Source organism: Streptomyces sp. NBC_01689 (assembly GCF_036250675.1).
Classification (GTDB): domain Bacteria; phylum Actinomycetota; class Actinomycetes; order Streptomycetales; family Streptomycetaceae; genus Streptomyces.
In genome coordinates, this window is the sequence record NZ_CP109592.1 from 3,724,316 (window position 1) to 3,744,769 (window position 20,454).

19 protein-coding genes are annotated in these 20,454 nt (G+C 69.8%); all 19 read right to left on the reverse strand.

Annotated elements, in window-relative coordinates; translation table 11 throughout:
* Positions 1-74: 74 nt before the first annotated feature.
* The 19 genes from OG776_RS15590 to thrB all read right to left on the reverse strand — a co-directional run bounded on the left by OG776_RS15590 (position 75) and on the right by thrB (position 20,404).
* Positions 75-449, reverse strand: a complete 375-nt coding sequence (locus OG776_RS15590; protein ID WP_148010486.1) for a F0F1 ATP synthase subunit epsilon — start codon at positions 447-449, stop codon at positions 75-77.
* A gap of 130 nt (positions 450-579) precedes the next feature.
* A complete protein-coding gene (gene atpD / locus OG776_RS15595) occupies positions 580-2,016 on the reverse strand; it encodes a F0F1 ATP synthase subunit beta (protein ID WP_148010485.1) in 1,437 nt (478 codons plus the stop codon).
* The gene (locus OG776_RS15600) at positions 2,016-2,933 is read right to left on the reverse strand and encodes a F0F1 ATP synthase subunit gamma (RefSeq protein ID WP_148010484.1); all 918 of its coding nucleotides are present in this window, start codon (positions 2,931-2,933) and stop codon (positions 2,016-2,018) included. The genes atpD and OG776_RS15600 overlap by 1 nt, the downstream gene beginning before the upstream one ends.
* 21 nt (positions 2,934-2,954) lie before the next feature.
* Positions 2,955-4,544, reverse strand: a complete 1,590-nt coding sequence (atpA, locus tag OG776_RS15605) for a F0F1 ATP synthase subunit alpha (protein ID WP_148010483.1) — start codon at positions 4,542-4,544, stop codon at positions 2,955-2,957.
* 125 nt (positions 4,545-4,669) lie between these two features.
* The gene (locus tag OG776_RS15610) at positions 4,670-5,491 is read right to left on the reverse strand and encodes a F0F1 ATP synthase subunit delta (RefSeq protein WP_148010482.1); all 822 of its coding nucleotides are present in this window, start codon (positions 5,489-5,491) and stop codon (positions 4,670-4,672) included.
* Positions 5,488-6,039 (reverse strand): F0F1 ATP synthase subunit B, encoded by a 552-nt coding sequence (locus OG776_RS15615; protein WP_148010481.1) that lies wholly within the window; start codon positions 6,037-6,039, stop codon positions 5,488-5,490. The genes OG776_RS15610 and OG776_RS15615 overlap by 4 nt, the downstream gene beginning before the upstream one ends.
* A 40-nt stretch (positions 6,040-6,079) precedes the next feature.
* Positions 6,080-6,310, reverse strand: a complete 231-nt coding sequence (atpE, locus tag OG776_RS15620) for an ATP synthase F0 subunit C (RefSeq protein ID WP_031039373.1) — start codon at positions 6,308-6,310, stop codon at positions 6,080-6,082.
* A gap of 74 nt (positions 6,311-6,384) precedes the next feature.
* Entirely contained in the window at positions 6,385-7,206 is an 822-nt protein-coding gene (gene atpB / locus OG776_RS15625; protein ID WP_148010480.1) for a F0F1 ATP synthase subunit A, read from the reverse strand.
* Positions 7,207-7,431: 225 nt separating this feature from the next.
* Positions 7,432-7,869, reverse strand: a complete 438-nt coding sequence (locus tag OG776_RS15630; protein WP_148010479.1) for a hypothetical protein — start codon at positions 7,867-7,869, stop codon at positions 7,432-7,434.
* Positions 7,870-8,153: 284 nt separating this feature from the next.
* On the reverse strand, positions 8,154-9,524 hold the full coding sequence (locus OG776_RS15635) for an MraY family glycosyltransferase (protein WP_148010478.1): 1,371 nt from the start codon (positions 9,522-9,524) through the stop codon (positions 8,154-8,156).
* A gap of 126 nt (positions 9,525-9,650) precedes the next feature.
* Positions 9,651-10,892: a serine hydroxymethyltransferase gene (gene glyA, locus OG776_RS15640; protein ID WP_148010477.1), complete on the reverse strand. Its 1,242-nt coding sequence runs from the start codon at positions 10,890-10,892 to the stop codon at positions 9,651-9,653.
* A 173-nt stretch (positions 10,893-11,065) separates the two neighbouring features.
* Positions 11,066-11,713, reverse strand: a complete 648-nt coding sequence (locus OG776_RS15645; protein ID WP_148010476.1) for an arsenate reductase/protein-tyrosine-phosphatase family protein — start codon at positions 11,711-11,713, stop codon at positions 11,066-11,068.
* Positions 11,714-11,765: 52 nt separating this feature from the next.
* A complete protein-coding gene (locus OG776_RS15650; protein ID WP_148010475.1) occupies positions 11,766-12,413 on the reverse strand; it encodes an L-threonylcarbamoyladenylate synthase in 648 nt (215 codons plus the stop codon).
* Positions 12,414-12,466: 53 nt separating this feature from the next.
* Positions 12,467-13,306, reverse strand: a complete 840-nt coding sequence (gene prmC, locus OG776_RS15655; protein ID WP_148010474.1) for a peptide chain release factor N(5)-glutamine methyltransferase — start codon at positions 13,304-13,306, stop codon at positions 12,467-12,469.
* A 79-nt stretch (positions 13,307-13,385) separates the two neighbouring features.
* On the reverse strand, positions 13,386-14,462 hold the full coding sequence (gene prfA / locus OG776_RS15660; protein WP_054233261.1) for a peptide chain release factor 1: 1,077 nt from the start codon (positions 14,460-14,462) through the stop codon (positions 13,386-13,388).
* Between the two features lie 174 nt (positions 14,463-14,636).
* A complete protein-coding gene (rpmE, locus tag OG776_RS15665; RefSeq protein ID WP_148010473.1) occupies positions 14,637-14,858 on the reverse strand; it encodes a 50S ribosomal protein L31 in 222 nt (73 codons plus the stop codon).
* Between the two features lie 227 nt (positions 14,859-15,085).
* Positions 15,086-16,225 (reverse strand): LCP family protein, encoded by a 1,140-nt coding sequence (locus tag OG776_RS15670; RefSeq protein ID WP_148010472.1) that lies wholly within the window; start codon positions 16,223-16,225, stop codon positions 15,086-15,088.
* A gap of 782 nt (positions 16,226-17,007) precedes the next feature.
* On the reverse strand, positions 17,008-19,086 hold the full coding sequence (rho, locus tag OG776_RS15675; protein WP_329321205.1) for a transcription termination factor Rho: 2,079 nt from the start codon (positions 19,084-19,086) through the stop codon (positions 17,008-17,010).
* A gap of 388 nt (positions 19,087-19,474) precedes the next feature.
* Positions 19,475-20,404 carry a homoserine kinase gene (gene thrB / locus OG776_RS15680; protein ID WP_329321207.1) on the reverse strand — a complete coding sequence of 310 codons (930 nt, stop codon included), beginning with the start codon at positions 20,402-20,404 and terminating at the stop codon, positions 19,475-19,477.
* Positions 20,405-20,454: the final 50 nt, after the last annotated feature.

The following is a 20,454-nucleotide window of genomic DNA, read 5'->3' on the forward strand; positions in this document are numbered from 1 at the left end:
TCCCAGCCGCGGCTGAGGCAAAGCATCACACGACACTCCCCCAGTACCCTAAGGGCCCGGGAGGTGCCGCCAGGTCAGCGCGCCGACACCGCCCGGAGTCGGACATCCGCCCGACGCTCGGCGGAGGCATCACCCTCCGCCTTGGCGCGCTCGAGCTCCCGCTCCACGCGCTGGACGTCGATCTCGTCCGACAGCTCGGCGATCTCGGCCAGCAGCGACAGCTTGTTGTCCGCGAACGAGATGAAACCGCCGTGCACCGCGGCGACGACCGTTCCACCCTCACTCGTACGGATGGTCACCGGGCCCGACTCCAGCACACCGAGAAGCGGCTGGTGACCGGGCATGACGCCGATGTCGCCGGACGTGGTACGCGCGACGACCAGGGTGGCCTCGCCGGACCAGACACTGCGGTCCGCGGCGACGAGCTCGACATGCAGCTCAGCAGCCAAGGTGGGCTCCTCGGGTCACCACCCGGCCGTTGCCGCCGGGTGTTGGGTCAAAGTCTAATGGGCGTACGGAGGGGGACGGGACACACCCCGCGAGGTGCGGCCCCGCCCCCCTCACTCATGAACACGAGGTTCAGGAGACGCCGAGCTCCTTGGCGTTGGCCTTCAGGTCCTCGATACCACCGCAGAGGAAGAACGCCTGCTCGGGGAAGTGGTCGTACTCACCGTCGATGATCGCGTTGAAGGCCGCGATCGACTCGTCCAGCGGGACGTCCGACCCGTCGACGCCGGTGAACTGCTTGGCGACGTGGGTGTTCTGGGACAGGAAGCGCTCCACGCGACGGGCACGGTGGACGGTGAGCTTGTCCTCCTCGCCCAGCTCGTCGATACCGAGGATCGCGATGATGTCCTGGAGGTCCTTGTACTTCTGGAGGACCGACTTCACCCGCATGGCGGCGGCGTAGTGGTCCGCCGCGATGTAGCGCGGGTCCAGGATGCGGGACGTGGAGTCCAGCGGGTCCACGGCCGGGTAGATGCCCTTCTCGGAGATCGGACGGGAGAGAACCGTCGTCGCGTCGAGGTGGGCGAACGTGGTGGCCGGGGCCGGGTCGGTCAGGTCGTCCGCGGGGACGTAGATCGCCTGCATCGAGGTGATCGAGTGACCGCGGGTCGAGGTGATGCGCTCCTGGAGGAGACCCATCTCGTCGGCCAGGTTCGGCTGGTAGCCCACCGCGGAGGGCATGCGGCCGAGCAGGGTCGAGACCTCGGAACCGGCCTGCGTGAAGCGGAAGATGTTGTCGATGAAGAACAGCACGTCCTGCTTCTGCACATCGCGGAAGTACTCCGCCATGGTCAGACCCGCGAGGGCCACGCGCAGACGGGTGCCCGGGGGCTCGTCCATCTGGCCGAAGACAAGGGCGGTCTTGTCGATGACGCCCGAGTCCGACATCTCCTCGATGAGGTCGTTGCCCTCACGGGTGCGCTCGCCGACACCGGCGAACACGGAGACACCGTCGTGGTTGTTGGCGACGCGGTAGATCATCTCCTGGATGAGCACCGTCTTGCCGACACCGGCACCACCGAACAGACCGATCTTTCCACCCTTGACGTACGGGGTGAGAAGGTCGATGACCTTGACGCCGGTCTCGAACATCTCGGTCTTCGACTCGAGCTCGTCGAAGCGCGGGGCCTTGCGGTGGATGGACCAGCGCTCGCCCGAGTACTTCTCGTCGACGTTCAGCACCTCACCGAGGGTGTTGAACACCTTGCCCTTGGTGAAGTCGCCGACCGGGACCGTGATGCCGGTACCGCTGTCGGTGACCGGGGCCTGGCGGACCAGACCGTCGGTGGGCTGCATCGAGATCGTGCGGACCAGACCGTCGCCCAGGTGCTGGGCGACCTCGAGGGTCAGCGTCTTCTTCTCGCCGGCGTTGGCCGGGTCGGCCACCTCGACGTGAAGGGCGTTGTAGATGTCCGGCATCGCGTCGACGGGGAACTCCACGTCGACGACCGGGCCGATGACCCGGGCGACGCGGCCCGTGGCAACGGCCGTCTCAGAAGTCGTCGTCATTACTTGTCACTCCCCGCGGTCGCGTCGGCAAGGGCTGCGGAGCCGCCGACGATCTCGCTGATTTCCTGGGTGATTTCGGCCTGGCGGGCCGCATTGGCAAGGCGGGAGAGCGTGGTGATCAGGTCTCCCGCGTTGTCGGTCGCCGACTTCATCGCGCGGCGCGTGGCGGCGTGCTTGGAGGCAGCCGACTGGAGCAGCGCGTTGTAGATACGGCTCTCGACGTAGCGCGGCAGCAGGGCGTCGAGGACGTCCTCCGCCGATGGCTCGAACTCGTACAGCGGAAGGATCTCGCCCGTGCTGGACGACTCCTCCGCCACCTCTTCGAGGCGCAGCGGAAGCAGCCGGCTGTCGATCGCCGTCTGCGTCATCATCGAGACGAACTCGGTGTAGACGATGTGGAGTTCGTCCACGCCGCCGTCCGCCGTCTCCTTCTCGATGGCCTCGATGAGCGGACCCGCGACCTTCTTCGCGTCCGCGTAGGTGGGCTCGTCGGTGAATCCCGACCACGACTCCGCGACCTTGCGCTCGCGGAAGTTGTAGTGGGCGAGACCGCGGCGGCCGACGATGTACGTGTCGACCTGCTTGCCCTCGGCCTCGAGACGGGCGGTCAGCAGCTCCGCCGCCTTGATGGCGTTGGAGTTGAAGGCGCCGGCCAGTCCGCGGTCGCTCGTGAGGAGCAGCACCGCGGAACGGGTCGCCGTCTCCGCCTCCGTGGTCAGCGGGTGTTTGGTGTTCGACCCGGTACCGACCGCCGTGACCGCGCGGGTGAGCTCGGTCGCGTACGGCGCGGAGGCCGCCACCTTGCGCTGCGCCTTGACGACGCGCGAGGCGGCGATCATCTCCATCGCCTTGGTGATCTTCTTGGTCGCGGTGACGGATCGGATGCGACGCTTGTAGACCCGGAGCTGGGCTCCCATGAGTCAGGTCCCTTCCTTACGTCACTTGGCGGCGGCCGGAGCGTCCTCGCCGAGAAGCTTCCCGTCCGAGGTCTCGAACTGCTTCTTGAAGTCCGCGATGGCGTCGGCGACGGCGGTGAGCGTGTCGTCCGACATCTTGCCGCCCTCCTTGATGGAGGTCATGAGGCCCTGCTCCTTGCGGTGCAGGAACTCCAGGAGCTCCTTCTCGAAGCGGCGGACGTCGGTGACCGGCACGTCGTCCATCTTGCCGGTGGTACCGGCCCACACGGAGACGACCTGGTCCTCGGTCGGCATCGGCTGGTACTGCGGCTGCTTGAGCAGCTCGACCAGACGCTGACCGCGCTCCAGCTGCGACTTCGACGCGGCGTCCAGGTCGGAACCGAAGGCGGCGAACGCCTCCAGCTCGCGGTACTGGGCGAGGTCGAGACGGAGCCGGCCTGAGACCTGCTTCATCGCCTTGTGCTGGGCGGAGCCACCGACGCGGGAGACCGAGATACCGACGTTCAGGGCCGGACGCTGACCGGCGTTGAACAGGTCGGACTCCAGGAAGCACTGGCCGTCGGTGATGGAGATGACGTTGGTCGGGATGAACGCCGACACGTCGTTCGCCTTGGTCTCGACGATCGGCAGGCCCGTCATCGAACCGGCGCCCATCTCGTCGGAGAGCTTCGCGCAGCGCTCCAGGAGACGGGAGTGCAGGTAGAAGACGTCGCCGGGGTAGGCCTCGCGCCCCGGCGGGCGGCGCAGCAGCAGGGACACGGCGCGGTAGGCGTCGGCCTGCTTCGAGAGGTCGTCGAAGATGATGAGGACGTGCTTGCCGTCGTACATCCAGTGCTGGCCGATGGCCGAACCGGTGTACGGCGCCAGGTACTTGAAGCCGGCCGGGTCGGACGCCGGGGCGGCGACGATGGTCGTGTACTCGAGCGCGCCGGCCTCTTCCAGGGCACCTCGCACGGAGGCGATGGTGGAGCCCTTCTGACCGATGGCGACGTAGATGCAGCGGACCTGCTTCTTCGGGTCGCCCGAGCGCCAGTTGTCGCGCTGGTTGATGATCGTGTCGACGGCCAGGGCGGTCTTGCCGGTCTGGCGGTCGCCGATGATCAGCTGACGCTGGCCGCGGCCGACCGGGGTCATCGCGTCGACGGCCTTGTAGCCGGTCTCCATCGGCTCGTGGACCGACTTGCGGTCCATGACCGTGGGGGCCTGCAGCTCGAGGGCGCGGCGGCCGACGGTCTCGATCTCGCCGAGGCCGTCGATCGGGTTGCCGAGCGGGTCGACGACGCGGCCGAGGTAGCCCTCGCCCACGGCGACGGACAGCACCTCACCGGTGCGGTGCACCGGCTGGCCCTCTTCGATGCCGCTGAACTCGCCGAGGACGACCGCACCGATCTCGCGCTCTTCCAGGTTCAGCGCGAGACCGAGGGTCCCGTCCTCGAACTTCAGCAGCTCGTTCGCCATGGCCGAGGGAAGACCCTCGATCTTGGCGATACCGTCGCCGGCGACGGTGACCGTACCGACCTCCTCGCGCGAGGCCGCGTCCGGCTGGTACGACTGGACAAAGTTCTCCAGCGCGTCCCGGATCTCCTCCGGCCGGATCGTGAGCTCCGCCATCTGGGTTCCCTGCTCTCCTTGTTGGGCCCGAAGTGTTCTTGGGGGTCTGGGGTCAGCCCCCAGGAATCCTCTGCACGGCCCAACCAGGGCCGTAAGTACAACGTGTTGCGTATATGGAGTTGCTGCTAGCCGGCCATGCGGCGGCCGGCGTCGTCGAGCCGGTCCGCGATCGCGCCGTTGATGATCTCGTCACCGACCTGCACCCGGATCCCGCCGAGGACCTCGGGGTCCACGTCGAGGTTGAGGTGCATCGAGTGCCCGTAGAGCCTCGCCAGCGCGGCGCCGAGGCGCTGCTTCTGGCCGTCGCTCAGCGGGACCGCCGAGGTGACGACGGCGACCATGCGGTCCCGGCGCTCGGCGGCGAGCTTGGACAGGGACTCGAGTCCCGCCTCCAGGCTACGTCCACGCGGCGCGGTCACAAGGCGCGTCACCAGACGCTCGGTGGTCGCGTCCGCACGGCCGCCGAGCAGGCTGCGCAGCAGCTCGCTCTTGGCCGCCTTCGACGCGGCGCGGTCGGTCAGCGCGGCACGAAGCCCGGTGTTGGAGGAGACGATCCGGCCGAACCGGAACAGCTCGTCCTCGACGTCGTCGAGCCTGTTCGCCCGCTGGGCAGCCGTGAGGTCGGCGATGTTCGCCAGCTCCTCCAGCGTGTCCACCAGGTTGCGCGACTGCGACCAGCGCGAGCGCACCAGGCCGGCCACCAGGTCCGCGGCGGGGCCGCCGACCTGCCCGCCCAGCAGGCGCTGGGCCAGCTCGGCCTTGGCCTCACCGGGCTGCGCCGGGTCGGTCAGGACCCGACGCAGCGACACCTCGCGGTCGAGCAGTGCGGTGACACCGGCCAGCTCGTCGCCGAGCCGGGCCGCGTCCACGGACGTCGAGTCCGTCAGCGCGTCGAGACGCTCACGGGCTGCAGCGAATGCCTCGCGGCTCGCTCCGTGCGCTGTCATCGAGTCGCCTCGGCCTTCGCAGCGGCCTCGTCGAGGCCGTCGAGGAAGCGGTCGATGACGCGGCTCTGCCGGGCGTGGTCCTCGAGGGACTCGCCGACGAGCTTGCCGGCCAGGTCGGTGGCGAGCTTGCCCACGTCCTGACGCAGCGCCTGCGACGCGGCCTTGCGGTCCGCCTCGATCTGCGAGTGACCGGCGGCGATGATCTCCTCACGCTGCCGCTGGCCTTCCGCACGCATCTCGGCGATGAGCGTGGCGCCCTGCTCCTGCGCCTCCTGGCGCAGCCGCGCGGCCTCGTGCCGGGCTTCGGCGAGCTGGGCCTTGTACTGCTCCAGCACGCTCTGGGCCTCGGTCTGAGCGGCCTCGGCCTTCTCGATACCGCCCTCGATGGCCTCGCGGCGCTCGTCCAGAACCTTGTTGATGTTCGGAAGGAGCTTCTTGGCGAGGAAGCCGAAGACGATGACGAAGGCGATCAGGCCGATGACAAGCTCAGGGATCGGCGGGATGAGCGGGTTCTCCTGCTCGGCCGCCAGAATGAGCAGCTGGCTCATATCAGTGCCTTTCGTCTAGTGGGCTGACGTGAATCCGACGTCACACGCCGTAGACGAACGGCATGACCAGACCGATGAGGGCGAGCGCCTCACAGAAGGCGAAGCCGAGGATCTGGTTGGCGCGGATCAGACCGGCGGCCTCAGGCTGACGGGCGAGCGCCTGGGTGCCGTTACCGAAGATGATGCCGACGCCGACGCCGGGGCCGATGGCCGCGAGGCCGTAACCGATCGAGCCGAGCGAGCCGGAGACAGCGGCAAGGGTCTGGGACATGCCAGTTCTTCCTTTTCTTTACGGACCGGTGGGGGTTGGCCACCGGACGACTGCGGGGTCGAGAGGGGAGGCGCTCAGTGGTGCTCGGCCAGCGCGCCCTGGATGAAGGAGCAGGTCAGCAGCACGAACACGTACGCCTGCAGGGCCTGGATGAACAGCTCGAAGGCCGTCATGACGAGGACCATGATGAACGAGACGCCCGCGTAGGCGATCCCGATGCCGTTGAGCAGGTACCAGCTCGCGATCGTGAACAGCAGCAGCAGCGTGTGGCCGGCGAACATGTTCGCGAAGAGTCGCACCGCGTGCGTGAAGGGCCTGACGATCAGGTTCGAGAAGAACTCGATGAGCATGGCCAGCGGCAGCACGGGGCCGAGCGACTTGTCGTATCCCGTGAAGTTCTTGAAGGCGCCGACGAAGCCGTGCCGCTTGAAGGTCAGCGAGACCCACAGGACGTAGACGATCAGGGCGAGTACCAAGGGGTACGAGATGATCGACGTGACCGGGAACTGGGCGATCGGCACGATCGACCAGAGGTTCATCATCCAGACGAAGAAGAAGAGCGAGACGACGAGCGGTACGTACTTCTCGCCTTCCTTCTTGCCGAGGGTCTCGTAGACGATGCCGCGCCGGACGAAGTCGTACCCCGTCTCGGCGACCATCTGGAGCTTGCCCGGGACGACCTTCGGCTTGCGGAAGGCCGCCCAGAAGAAGCCGACGATGATGATCGAGCCGAGCAGCGCCAGCAGCATCGTCTTGTTGAAGTACAAGTTGCTGTCCCCGTCGCCCAAGAGGGGCTTGAACAGGAACGAGTGCAGGCCGGGAGCCGGGAAGCCACAGCCGTCGAAGATGTGGCAGTCGGTCTCGAAGGCGAGCACCTGCGTCGGGTCAGCACTCACCGCGGGCTCCTTCAGCGTGGCGCATAGGTACGGCAACCTCGTTGTGTCGGCGCGGCGCACAGCCGCGGTTCGGCACTGGACTGGTGTTACGGATGGGGGGGCGGCTGTGGGGCATCAAGCCTCGCGATTGAGCAGGCGTCAGCTCAGATGCCCGCGCCCGCGATGCCGCAGTTGGCACCGGACGATAGCAGGATCTCCTACAGGCACTTTTCCCGGCCCTACCCCTCACGACGAGTGCCCCGTTTTTTCGGGCTTGTCGCCCTTCGCGGAGTCGGGTTCGACGTAGAGGATCCTGGCCTTCATCTGGGCACGGGCCTGTGCGCCGATCCACGCGAGCGTGGCGGCGACCAGGGTGATCGCGAAGGCCTTGGGGTTGAACAGCGTCGTGTTCTTGAACGCGGCGACGAAGATGAACAGCAGAAGAATCTGTGCCGTGTAGAGCAGCAGGCCCATCGCCTGGAACAGGTGCGGAAGCGATTTCGCGGTGCGCTGCAGAACGTAGAGCCCGATCCCCATGAACAGGATCACGACCAGCGTCGCGACGACCGCCCCGAGCGCTCCCTTGCCACCCGCGACCACGCCGCTGACCACGGCGGCGATCGCGCCGACGGCAACGGTGGGCACGGCGGCCTGAAGGAGGATCCGGGCGTCATTGGACGGCATGGCGGCAGCTCCGCTGGCTCAGGGGGCAGGGTGTCGTCATGGACGAGCGTAGTCCCGGGTCGAGAGAGATCCTCACGCCAAGGGGCCGTCTCAATGCGGCCCTTCAGCTCCAGCCCGGGTTCTCGTGAACCGTATCACAAACTATTTGATGCGGTCTTTACCTAGATGGTGTGCTCGCTGTCACACATGAGAGTGAAACTGCGCGTCTGTGCAAAAACAAGGGCAACTTGTCTGGTATTGCCGCGGTTTGCCATTGGCGGCTCTTGCCGAATTCTTACTTTGCGTCAGCGTGAACTTTCGGCTCCGGGCCGGTCCAGGACCCGCGCGCGGGTGCCAATTGCGGTCGCCCCGTTGACTCCTGAGACTCCGACGACGACCGGGGCGCGCTGCGTCCGGTCGATGTCCTCCCGCGCGGCCTCGGTGCCGGGCGCCGCGGGCTCGCCGACCCCGTCCGCCCCCTCGGCCGCGAGTGCCGAGGCGGCGGCGCGACGACGCCGGTAGCGCGGCGGCACGAGGTGCTCGGCCCAGCGCGGCGCGCGCGGGGTGAAGCGCGGCAGCAGGAGCAGCACCAGCCCGACCGCGCTGAGCGCGGCGATCCCCAGCACGCTCCACATGGCTCCCGAGTTCACCGAGTAGGCGAGGGCGCCGAAGGCGATGAGGGCCGACCAGAAGTACATGATCAGCACGGCCCTGCTGTGCGAGTGGCCGACCTCCAGCAGACGGTGGTGCAGGTGCCCCCGGTCGGCGGCGAACGGCGACTGTCCGCGCCAGGTGCGCCGCACGATGGCGAGCACGAGGTCCGCGGCCGGGATGGCGATGATCGTCAGCGGCAGCAGCAGCGGGATGAAGACGGGCACCGTCTGGTGCACGGTGTTGCGCGGTGAGCCGGTGAAGAGGTTCATCACGTCGGGGTCGATCTGCCCGGTGATGGAGATCGCGCCGGCCGCCAGCACCAGGCCGATCAGCATCGAGCCGGAGTCCCCCATGAAGATCCGCGCCGGGTGCATGTTGTGCGGCAGGAAGCCCAGGCACATGCCCATCAGGATCGCCGCGAACAGCGTGGCCGGGGCCGCGGCCTCGATGCCGTAGCTGTACCAGATCCGGTAGGCGTACAGGAAGAACGCGGCGGAGGCGATGCAGACCATGCCGGCGGCGAGACCGTCGAGGCCGTCGACGAAGTTCACGGCGTTGATCGTGATGACCACCAGCGCCACCGTCAGCAGGGTGCCCTGCCACTGGGTGAGCGCCACCAGGCCGACACCCGGGATCGGCAGCCACAGGATCGTCAGACCCTGCATGACCATCACGCCCGCGGCGATCATCTGACCGCCCAGCTTGATCAGGGCGTCGATCTCGAACTTGTCGTCCAGTACGCCGATCAGCCAGATCAGCGCCGCTCCGGAGAGCAGCGCCCGCGGTTCGTTGGAGTTCGAGAAGACCGCGTTGAGGTTCGTCAGATGGTCGGCGACCAGCAGACCGGCGCACAGACCGAAGAACATCGCGATGCCGCCGAGCCGCGGCGTGGGTTCCCGGTGCACGTCCCGCGCCCGGATCTGCGGCATGGCTCCGGCCACGATCGCGAACTTCCGTACCGGCCCGGTCAGCAGATACGTCACCGCGGCCGTGACACAGAGCGTCAGCAGATATTCACGCACGGGCTTCCCCACAGGTCTCGCAGGCCATCTCAGCCCCACACCCTAGCGATGCGCGCATACGGTTGGGGACTTCCGGGTAGCGACGATGGTTGCACGAACGGCTGTGCACACGAGTGCGTGTACCCCTCAGAGGTCCGGATAGGGCGGAAATCTTCCGGCGAGCTCCCGTACTTCTTCACGTGCGGTCCTGCTGTCCTTCCCACCCCTCAGCACCGCCGCGAGCACCGCCGCGACCTGCGCCATCTCCACCTCGCCCATGCCCTGCGTGGTCATCGCCGCGGTGCCGAGCCGCAGACCGCGCGTCTCCCCGTAGGGCAGCGCGCAGGTGTCGAGGACCATTCCGGCGGCGGCGAGCCTGCCGCGCGCGGTGCGTCCGTCGAGGCCGAACGGCGCAGGGTCGGCGGTCAGCATGTGCGTGTCGGTGCCGCCCGTGGTCAGGGCGAGACCCTCCGCGGCCAGCCGCCCGGCCAGGGCCCGCGCGTTGGCGACCACCTGATGGGCGTAGGCCGTGAACGCGGGCGTCCCGGCCTCGCCGAACGCGACGGCCTTGGCCGCGATCGTGTGCATCTGCGCGCCGCCCTGGGTGAACGGGAACACGGCACGGTCGACGCGCTCGGCCAGTTCCGCGCCGCACAGGATCATGCCGCCGCGCGGCCCCCGCAGCACCTTGTGCGTCGTCGCGCAGACCACGTCGGCGTACGGCACGGGGCTCGGCGCCGCTCCCCCGGCGACCAGCCCGATGGGATGGGCCGCGTCGGCGATGAGATAGGCGCCCACCTCGTCGGCGATCTCCCGGAAGAGCGCGTAGTCGATGTGCCGCGGATACGAGATGGAGCCGCAGACGACGGCCTTGGGCCGGTGCGCCCGCGCCAGCGCCCGCACCTGCGCGTAGTCGATCCGCCCGGACTCCGGCTCCACTCCGTAGCCGACGAAGTCGAACCAGCGGCCGGAGAAGTTCGCGGGCGACCCGTGCGTGAGATGGCCGCCGAAGGGCAGCCCCATGGCGAGCACGGTGTCCCCGGGGCGCAGCAGGGCGGCGTACGCGGCCAGCACCGCGGACGATCCGGAGTGGGACTGCACGTTCGCGTGATCGGCGCCGAAAAGCGCCCTGGCACGCTCTACGGCCACCCGTTCGGCGACGTCCACGATCTCGCACCCGCCGTGGTGCCGGGCGCCGGGATACCCCTCGGCGTACTTGTTGGCGAGCGGCGACCCGAGGGCGGCCAGCACGGCCGGCGAGGTGAAGTTCTCGGCCGCGATCAGCTGCAGCGACGTCGACTGCCGCACCAGCTCCCCGTGCAGGATCTCGGCGAGCTCCGGGTCCTGGCGCCGCAGGACATCCGCTTCCAGCGTGTGTGTGACCGGCATGGTGGTCTCCGGACCTCGGCAGGGGTGCGCCACGTCCTGGGCGGCGAGATGCGCTACGTCCAATGTAGAACCGCGATCCGGGGACCGCCCGGTCTCGGCCCGTCCCCGCCTCCGCGGCCCCCGCGCGGGCCGGGCGGCCGGCCGTGTGCCGGGCCCGTGTCCCGCACCCGTCGTCAGGCGCTCGCCCGTACGCCCGTCAGCGCCGTCACGACCGGGTCGAGCGCCTCGTTGATCTCGTCCCCGATGGACCGGAAGAACGGCAGCGGCGCGCCGTAGGGGTCGTACACCTCGTCCGCCTCCGCCGTGGGGGCCAGCAGCCAGCCGCGCAGGGCCGCGGCGGCCCGCACCAGGGCGCGGGCGCGTTCGACCACGCCGTCCTCCAGCGGGGGCAGCGTCGCGGGGTCTATGGCCCGCACGAGCCGGGTGAACTCCTTCAGCGTGAAGGTGCGCAGTCCGGCCGAGTGGCCCATCGAGATGACCTGGGCGCGGTGGTCGCGGGTGGCCGTCAGGACCAGGTCGGCCCTGATGACGTGGTCGTCGAGGAGCTCGCGGCCGACGAAGCCGGTGGCGTCCGCGCCGAAGTCCGCGAGGACCGTCTCGGCGTTGGCCTCCATGGGCGCGCCCTCGTGCCCCCAGGTGCCCGCGCTCTCCACGATCAGGCCGCCCCACAGGGGGTCGCCGAGGCGGTGCGCGAGGGCATGGCGGGTCAGCCGCTCGGTGATCGGCGAGCGGCACACGTTGCCGGTGCTGACGTGGAGGATGCGGAAGGACCCCCCGGGCACACCGTTGGACCCCGCGCTCCCCATGCCTATGCCACGCATGGGGGTGCCCCCTGGTCGAGGGGGGCCGGGGGCCGGGAGGAGGCGGGGGCGGTCAATTCGCCACCTCGAGGTCGGGTACGACCTTCCGCAACTCCTCGGCCGACAGCGCCCCGGCGCGCAGCAGCAGGGGCACCTTGCCGGTCACGTCCACGATCGAGGAGGGCACGTTGCCGGGGGTCGGGCCGCCGTCCAGGTAGACGGAGACGGAGTCGCCGAGCATGTCCTGCGCGGCGTCGCACGTCTCCGGCGCCGGGTGGCCGGTGAGGTTCGCGGAGGACACGGCCATCGGGCCGACCTCGGTGAGCAGTTCGATGGCGACCGGGTGCAGCGGCATGCGGACGGCCACCGTGCCCCGGGTGTCCCCCAGGTCCCACTGGAGGGACGGCTGGTGACGGGCGACCAGCGTCAGGGCGCCGGGCCAGAACGCGTCGACGAGCTCCCAGGCCATCTCGGAGAAGTCCGTGACGAGCCCGTGCAGGGTGTTCGGGGAGCCGATGAGGACAGGGGTGGGCATGTTGCGGCCGCGGCCCTTGGCGTCGAGCAGATCGGCGACGGCCTCCGAGGTGAACGCGTCGGCACCGATCCCGTAGACCGTGTCCGTCGGGAGGACCACCAGCTCGCCACGGCGGACGGCGGACGCGGCCTCACGCAGACCGGTCGTGCGGTCGGTCGCGTCGTTGGTGTCGTATCGCCGTGCCATTTAGCGGGCCTCCTCGTACACGTACTGCTGGCTGGGGGACGGGATGCGCGTCATCACGGCATCGCCTTGCGGGCGGTCGCGAACCGCGGCCGGTTGTTGAGGTCCGGGTGGTCGGCCGCGTCGGCCCAGCCCCGCTCCTCGGTGAAGATCCACGGCACCTGTCCGCCCTGGGTGTCCGCGTGCTCGACGACGACGACGCCGCCGGGACGCAGCAGCCGGTGCGCGGTGCGCTCGATGCCGCGGATGAGGTCGAGTCCGTCCTCGCCGGAGAACAGGGCGAGTTCGGGATCGTGGTCCCGGGCCTCCGGTGCCACGTACTCCCACTCGGTGAGGGGGATGTACGGCGGGTTGGAGATCACCAGGTCGACCTGTCCGTCGAGGTCGCGGAAGGCCTCCAGGGCGTCTCCCTGGCGCAGGTCGACCCTGGACCCCTCGACGTTCTTGCGCGTCCACCGCAGGGCGTCCTCGGACAGCTCCACGGCGTGCACGCGGGAGCGCGGCACCTCCTGCGCGAGGGCCAGCGCGATCGCGCCCGAGCCGGTGCAGAGGTCGACGATCAGCGGTTCGACGACATCCATGGCGCGTACGGCGTCTATGGCCCAGCCGACCACGGACTCGGTCTCCGGGCGGGGCACGAAGACGCCGGGGCCGACCTGGAGCTCCAGGTAGCGGAAGTAGGCGTGCCCGGTGATGTGCTGGAGCGGCTCGCGGGCCTCCCGGCGCGCGATCACCTCCCAGTAGCGGGCGTCGAAGTCCGCGTCCTTGACGGTGTGCAGCTCGCCCCGCTTCACGCCGTGCACGAAGGCGGCGAGCTCCTCCGCGTCGTTGCGCGGTGAGGGCACGCCGGCGTCGGCCAGCCGCTGGGTGGCCTGGGCCACTTCCGCGAGCAGCACGCCGCGGGGGTTTGGGGGTCGCCCCCCAAGATGTTGCTGCACGCTGGTCCTCCGGGGCTGAGCTGGTGTCGTGAGCTTCTTACGCGGCGGCGAGTTTGGCCGCCGAGTCCGCGTCGACGCAGGCCTGGATCATCGCGTCGAGGTCGCCGTCGAGGACCTGGTCCAAGTTGTACGCCTTGAATCCGACGCGGTGGTCCGAGATGCGGTTCTCCGGGAAGTTGTACGTACGGATCTTCTCGGAGCGGTCGACGGTGCGGACCTGGCTGCGGCGGGCGTCCGCGGCCTCCCGTTCCGCTTCCTCCTGCGCCGCCGCGAGGAGCCTGGAGCGCAGGATACGCATCGCCTGCTCCTTGTTCTGCAGCTGGCTCTTCTCGTTCTGGCAGGAGGCGACGACTCCGGTGGGAATGTGCGTGATGCGCACCGCGGAGTCGGTCGTGTTCACGGACTGGCCGCCGGGTCCCGAGGAGCGGTAGACGTCGATGCGCAGGTCGTTCGCGTGGATCTCGACGTCGACCTCCTCGGCCTCCGGGGTGACCAGCACGCCGGCCGCGGAGGTGTGGATGCGGCCCTGCGACTCGGTGGACGGCACGCGCTGCACGCGGTGCACGCCTCCCTCGTACTTCAGGCGCGCCCAGACGCCCTGCCCGGGCTCGGTGGCACCCTGGCCGCCCTTGGTCTTCACCGCGACCTGGACGTCCTTGTAGCCGCCGAGCTCGGACTCGGTGGAGTCGATGATCTCGGTCTTCCAGCCGACGCGCTCCGCGTAGCGCAGGTACATGCGCAGCAGGTCGCCGGCGAAGAGGGCGGACTCGTCGCCGCCGGCGCCCGCCTTGATCTCCAGGATGACGTCCTTGTCGTCGCTGGGGTCGCGCGGGACCAGCAGCAGCCGGAGCTTCTCGGTGAGCTCCTCGCGCTGCTTCTCCAGCTCCTTGACCTCGGCGGCGAAGTCGGGGTCGTCGGCCGCGAACTCCTTCGCGGTCCCGATGTCGTCCCCGGTCTGCTTCCAGGAGCGGTACGTCGCGACGATCGGGGTCAGCTCGGCGTAGCGCTTGTTCAGCTTGCGCGCGTTGGCCTGGTCGGCGTGGACCGACGGGTCAGCGAGCTTCTTCTCCAGATCGGCGTGCTCACCGATGAGTTCCTCGACCGCCTCGAACATCTCCGGCTCCAATGGGCTGTCCCCCGCTCCGTGACGGGCTCGGGGACGTAGGTACGGCGTGGGGGTCTCCCGGGTCCGGACGGGGCCGGGAGACCGGGGGAAGGGGCTGCACCGCAAAGCGCCGGTCCCGGCGCCCCCGTGCCGGGGACGCCGGAGACCGGCGCTGTGGGCTCGCTACTTCTTGGCAGCGGCGGCCTTGCCGAAGCGGGCCTCGAAGCGGGCCACGCGGCCACCGGTGTCGAGGATCTTCTGCTTGCCCGTGTAGAACGGGTGGCACTCGGAGCAGACCTCGGCCCGGATGGTGCCGGACTCGATCGTGCTGCGGGTGGTGAACGACGCGCCACAGGTGCAGCTGACCTGCGTCTCGACGTACTCGGGGTGGATCTCGCGCTTCAAGGTGTCTCCTAGTTTCGGGAGGGCGCCGGGTCGCCGCCGCGGGATGCGGGAGCGTGAACCGGAGCCGACGTACCAGTCTGCCAGGACTGGGCGCATCCCCCAAAACCGGGGGGACGGGCTGTCTATTCCCGGGCGTGTGTACGGGCCGCCCGGTGCCCTCGTGCAGGGTTGCGCTCGGGCTCGCGCAGGGGAGCTGCGACGCCGGCCGCGGGGGCCGCGTACGGGGCTCAGGAGCCGTTCACGACGCCTTTCGCGGTGCCCGTGGCGGTGCCCTGGGTGGCCGCCCGCGGGATCGCCCGGTCGGCCTTGAGGGCGTTCCAGACCTGTGCGGACCTGGCCTCGTCGACCAGCACGCGGTTGGCGTCCGCGGTGTCGTACTGGACCGGCATCGTCACCATGTTCATGTGCGACGAGCCGATACCCTTGAGGCCGCTCGCGAAGGACGCGAGGTCCTTGACCGATCCGATGTCGGAGTCGGTGGTCACGGTCTTGGTGGCGGTGTCGGCGAGCCGGTAGAGCTTCGCGGGGCTGGTCAGCACGCCGAGGTGCTTGACCTGGTCGACCAGGGCCTTGATGAACGCCTGCTGGAGCTGGATGCGGCCGAGGTCGGAGCCGTCGCCGACGCCGTGCCGGGTACGGACCAGGCCGAGCGCCTGCCGTCCGTCGAGCTTGTGCGGGCCGGCCGTGAGGTCCAGATGGCTGTCGGGGTCCTTGATGTCCTTGGTCGTGGTGACCGAGACGCCGCCCAGATCGTCGATGAGCTTCTGGAAGCCGCTGAAGTCGACCTCGACGTAGTGGTCCATGCGGATGCCGGACAGGGACTCGACGGTCTTCACGGCGCAGGTGGCGCCGCCGGTGGAGTACGCGGAGTTGAACATCACGCCGGTCGCGGCGTCGTGGGTGACACCCTTGTCGTCGGTGCAGGAGGGGCGCCGGACGAGGGTGTCGCGGGGTATGGAGACCACGCTGGCCTTCTTGTGGCCCTTGTACACGTGCACGACCATCGCCGTGTCCGAGCGGGCGCTGCCGTCGTCGACGCCCCCACCTAGCTTCTTGTTGCCGCCGGACCGCGTGTCGGACCCCAGTACCAGGATGTTCTCGGAACCGTTGTCGGTCTTCATGGGCCGGTCCGAACCGAGGGCCTGGTTGATGTCGACGGTCTTGAGGTTGTCGTTGAGCTTGAAGTACAGGATCCCGACGCCGGTGCCCCCCAGCACGACGATGCCCGCGGCGGTCCACGCCGTGATGAGCAGGGCCTTGCGACGCGTGCCCCGGGCCTTGCGACGCGTGCCCTTCGCGCGGTGGCGTCGGCGGCTCGTGCCGGACTCGTCCGGTGTCCCGGGTCCCGGCGTGCTCTCGGCAGGCATGTGCTCCCTCAGTCCTCGTGCTGTCGCTTACCCCTGTCTGTCAGGGCCAGGCCCGTCCGCGGTCGTGACACGTACTTCTCCATGGTCACTCCCTACCGTCAGACGGGGAAACTCGGGAAAGGGTTGCACAGCGCGGCGCGCCCCCCACCTGCCACGACGCCCGCCCGGGACGCCCGGCGCGGGCCCGGCGGAACCGCGCTCACCTGCTCTTTCGGCCGAGGACGCGGCACCGCTCGAAACCGGCACGGACCGTGATCCTTGTGGCGAAGGTCTCGCCGCGGGCCTTGGCCGCTACACCGGGTACGAAGCCCGTGCCCCGCCCGTGCCCCGCCCGTGCCCCGGGAAGGAGGGCGGTGCTCCGCCGGGCGGCCTCACGGGGCCGGAAGCCGTACGCCCGCCCTATGTGTACGCCCAGTGCGTACGCACGCACGCACCCGGTGCCCGCGCCGGTGTCCCCGCGCATCCGGTCGCTCGCCGCCCGTCCGCCCTCGCTCTCGTGTCACGTGCTCCGGCGCTCCCCCGTACGCGTTGCGCCTCGCCCACGTCCGAGCGTGCTCCGGGAGCTCCCGTGCCCATGAGGGTGTGCGCGCCGCCCAGGACACCCTGCCGACCGCTCAAGTCGCCGCCTCGCGGGCCGTGTTGGCCGTACGCGCGCGATCGCACGCATCCGTTCGCGAACCGCCGGGCCGGACGCCGGTGACCGATCCGGAGCCGGACGGCACGAAGGGCCGCCCCCGGATCGGGGGCGGCCCTCAGTCGTGCGTGAACCGTTCGTGCGGGGCTCAGTCGTTGCCGTTGCCCGGCGACGGCGTCGTCTTCTGGATCTGCAGAAGGAACTCCGCGTTCGACTTCGTCTGCTTCATCTTGTCGAGCAGCAGCTCGATCGCCTGCTGCTGGTCGAGCGCGTGCAGCACGCGACGCAGCTTCCAGGTGATCGCGAGCTCGTCGCTGCCGAGCAGGATCTCTTCCTTACGGGTACCGGACGCGTCGACGTCCACCGCCGGGAAGATGCGCTTGTCGGCGAGCTTCCGGTCGAGCTTGAGCTCGGCGTTGCCGGTGCCCTTGAACTCCTCGAAGATGACCTCGTCCATGCGCGAGCCGGTGTCGACGAGCGCGGTGGCCAGGATCGTCAGCGAACCGCCGTCCTCGATGTTGCGCGCCGCGCCGAAGAACCGCTTCGGCGGGTACAGCGCGGTCGAGTCGACACCACCGGACAGGATGCGGCCGGAGGCGGGGGCGGCGAGGTTGTACGCACGGCCCAGACGCGTGATCGAGTCGAGCAGCACGACGACGTCGTGACCCAGCTCCACGAGACGCTTGGCGCGCTCGATGGCGAGCTCGGCGACCGTGGTGTGGTCCTCGGCCGGACGGTCGAAGGTCGAGGAGATGACCTCGCCCTTCACCGACCGCTGCATGTCGGTGACCTCTTCCGGACGCTCGTCGACCAGGACGACCATCAGGTGGCACTCGGGGTTGTTGTGCGTGATCGCGTTGGCGATCGCCTGCATGATCATGGTCTTGCCGGTCTTCGGCGGGGCCACGATCAGACCGCGCTGGCCCTTGCCGATCGGCGCGACGAGGTCGATGATCCGGGTCGTCAGCACCCCCGGGTCGGTCTCCAGGCGGAGCCGGTCCTGCGGGTACAGCGGCGTCAGCTTGTTGAACTCCGGCCGGCCGCGGCCCGAGTCGGGCGCCATGCCGTTGGTGGAGTCCAGGCGGACGAGCGCGTTGAACTTCTCGCGGCGCTCGCCGTCCTTGGGCTGACGCACCGCGCCGGTGACGTGGTCACCCTTGCGCAGGCCGTTCTTGCGGACCTGGGCCAGCGACACGTACACGTCGTTCGGACCCGGCAGGTAGCCCGAGGTGCGGATGAACGCGTAGTTGTCGAGGATGTCCAGGATGCCCGCGACGGGGATCAGGACGTCGTCGTCCGCGAGCTGCGGCTCGTTGGTCGCGAACTCGTCGCGGCCCCGGCGGCCACGGCGGTCGCGGTACCGGCCACGTCGACCGCGGCGCCCGCCGTCGAAGTCGTCGTCGTCCTGCGGGCCGTTGTCGCGCTGTTGGCGGTCCTGACGGCCGCCGCCCTGCTGCTGACGGTCCTGCCGGTCCTGACGGTCCTGGCGCTCGGGGCGCTGCTGTCCGCCGCCGGCCTGGCCCTGCTGCTGCTCGTCGCCCTTGCCGCCGCGGCGGTCGCGCTCGCGCCCGCCACGCTCGCGGTCACCGCGGTCACCGCGGTCACCGCGCTCGCCGCGGTCCCGGCGGTCCCGGCGGCCCTGACGGCCGTCGGCGCCCTCACCGGCGTCGCCCTTGGCCTCGCCGGCCGTCTCGGTCCTCGGCTCGCTCTTCGCCTCGACGGCGACCGTCTCGGGGCTGCCCGCCTCGGCGACGGCGCGACGGCGGCGGCGCTCCGCGGGGGCGTCCTCCCGCTCGGCCTCGCTCGTGCGGGAGGGGCCGCCGGCGGGCTGGCCGGGGATCTCGATCTGCTGCTGCGCCACGGCCTTCTCGGCGGCCTTCTCGGCCTTCTTCTCGGCCGGAGCGGCCTCGTCGCCGGTGCGGGCCTTGGACGTGGCCCGGCGCTTCGGCTTGGCCTCGGTGGCGGTGTCGGCGGCCTGGGCCGGGGCACCGCCCGCCTGCGCCTCCTTGATGACCTCGATCAGCTGGCTCTTGCGCATCCGCGCCGTGCCCCTGATCCCGAGGCCGGACGCGACCTGCTGAAGCTCGGCCAGCACCATGCCGTCGAGGCCGGTACCGCGGCGCCGCCGGGAGCCGGCACCCGAGGCAGGCGCGGCAGAGGCGTCCGTGGCGGGCGCGGCAGCGGTCTCCTCGACACGCGCGCCCATCAGATCGGTGGTGTCGCTCACGAAGGGTCCTTCCCTGGAGCGGACGTCGGCCTGTCTGGCTCGGCGACCGGTTGTGCTGTCCGGCTTTGGTCCTTGTGGTGTGGACCGCGCCGGGGCGGTGGTCCGCCAAAGCGGCGGAAGACATATCTGGTGATGACGATTCCGGAGCCGCGGCACTGAATTGCGGTGTCATCGGCACGGTCACGCCGGTTCCGGAGCGTGCTCAGCACTGCTCAGCGCATAGCACCCAATGCATGGCACAAAGCAGTTTGGGAGGCTCCCGGAAGAAAGGTTGTCCCGGACGGGGACACGATGCACCTCGCCATGGTGGGGTCGGGTGCAGACTTGAGGTTAACACTACCGGATCCAACAAACATTCCCCCTCTCGAAATCCGGCAACCGTGCGCTTTCAATGGACGCCCGACGACGCGAGCGGCAGCACGCTCGCCCCCGTGGCGTCGAGGTCCAGTCGATTGGCGGCCCAGCCCTGACCTGCGAGGTCGGCGACTTTGTCGGCCGATTCCGCGTCGGCGAGCGCGAGGACCGTGGGGCCCGCGCCGGAGATCACCGCGGGAATGCCGTCGGCCCGCAGCCGCTCCACCAGTGCGGCGCTCTCCGGCATCGCCGGGGCCCGGTACTCCTGATGCAGACGGTCCTCGGTCGCGGGCAGCAGCAGCTCGGGGCGCCTGGTGAGGGCCTCGACGAGCAGTGCCGCGCGGCCGGCGTTGGTGGCGGCGTCGACGTGCGGGACGGTGCGCGGCAGCAGACCGCGCGCGGTCTCGGTGAGCACCGGCTTTCCCGGTACGAAAACCACCGGAACGATGGAATCGGCGGGTTCCATCCGGATCGCCCGCGCGGCTCCGGCCTCCATCCAGGAGAGCGTGAATCCACCGAGAAGACAGGCCGCGACATTGTCGGGGTGCCCTTCGATCTCGGTGGCGAGTTCCAGCAGCGCGGAGTCGTCGAGCCTGCTGTCGCCGCCTATGGTCACGGCGCGCGCGGCGACGATTCCGGCGCAGATGGCGGCCGAGGAGGACCCGAGTCCCCGGCCGTGCGGAATGCGGTTGGCGCAGACGATCTCGAGGCCGCGCGGCTGCCCGCCGAGCAGGTCGAAGGCGGTGCGCAGGGAGCGTACGAGGAGATGGTTCTCGTCGCGCGGCAGCGTCTCGCTGCCCTCACCCGCGATGTCGATGTGCAGCCCGGAGTCGGCCACCCGGACGACCACGTCGTCGTACAGCCCCAGTGACAGACCGAAGGCGTCGAAGCCTGGCCCGAGGTTGGCGCTGGTGGCGGGGACGCGCACCCGGACGGCGGCGGCGCGGAACGCTGGACCGGCCATCGCTCGATGACTCTCCTTGAGCTGCGTGATGTGCGAGATTCTCGATGAAC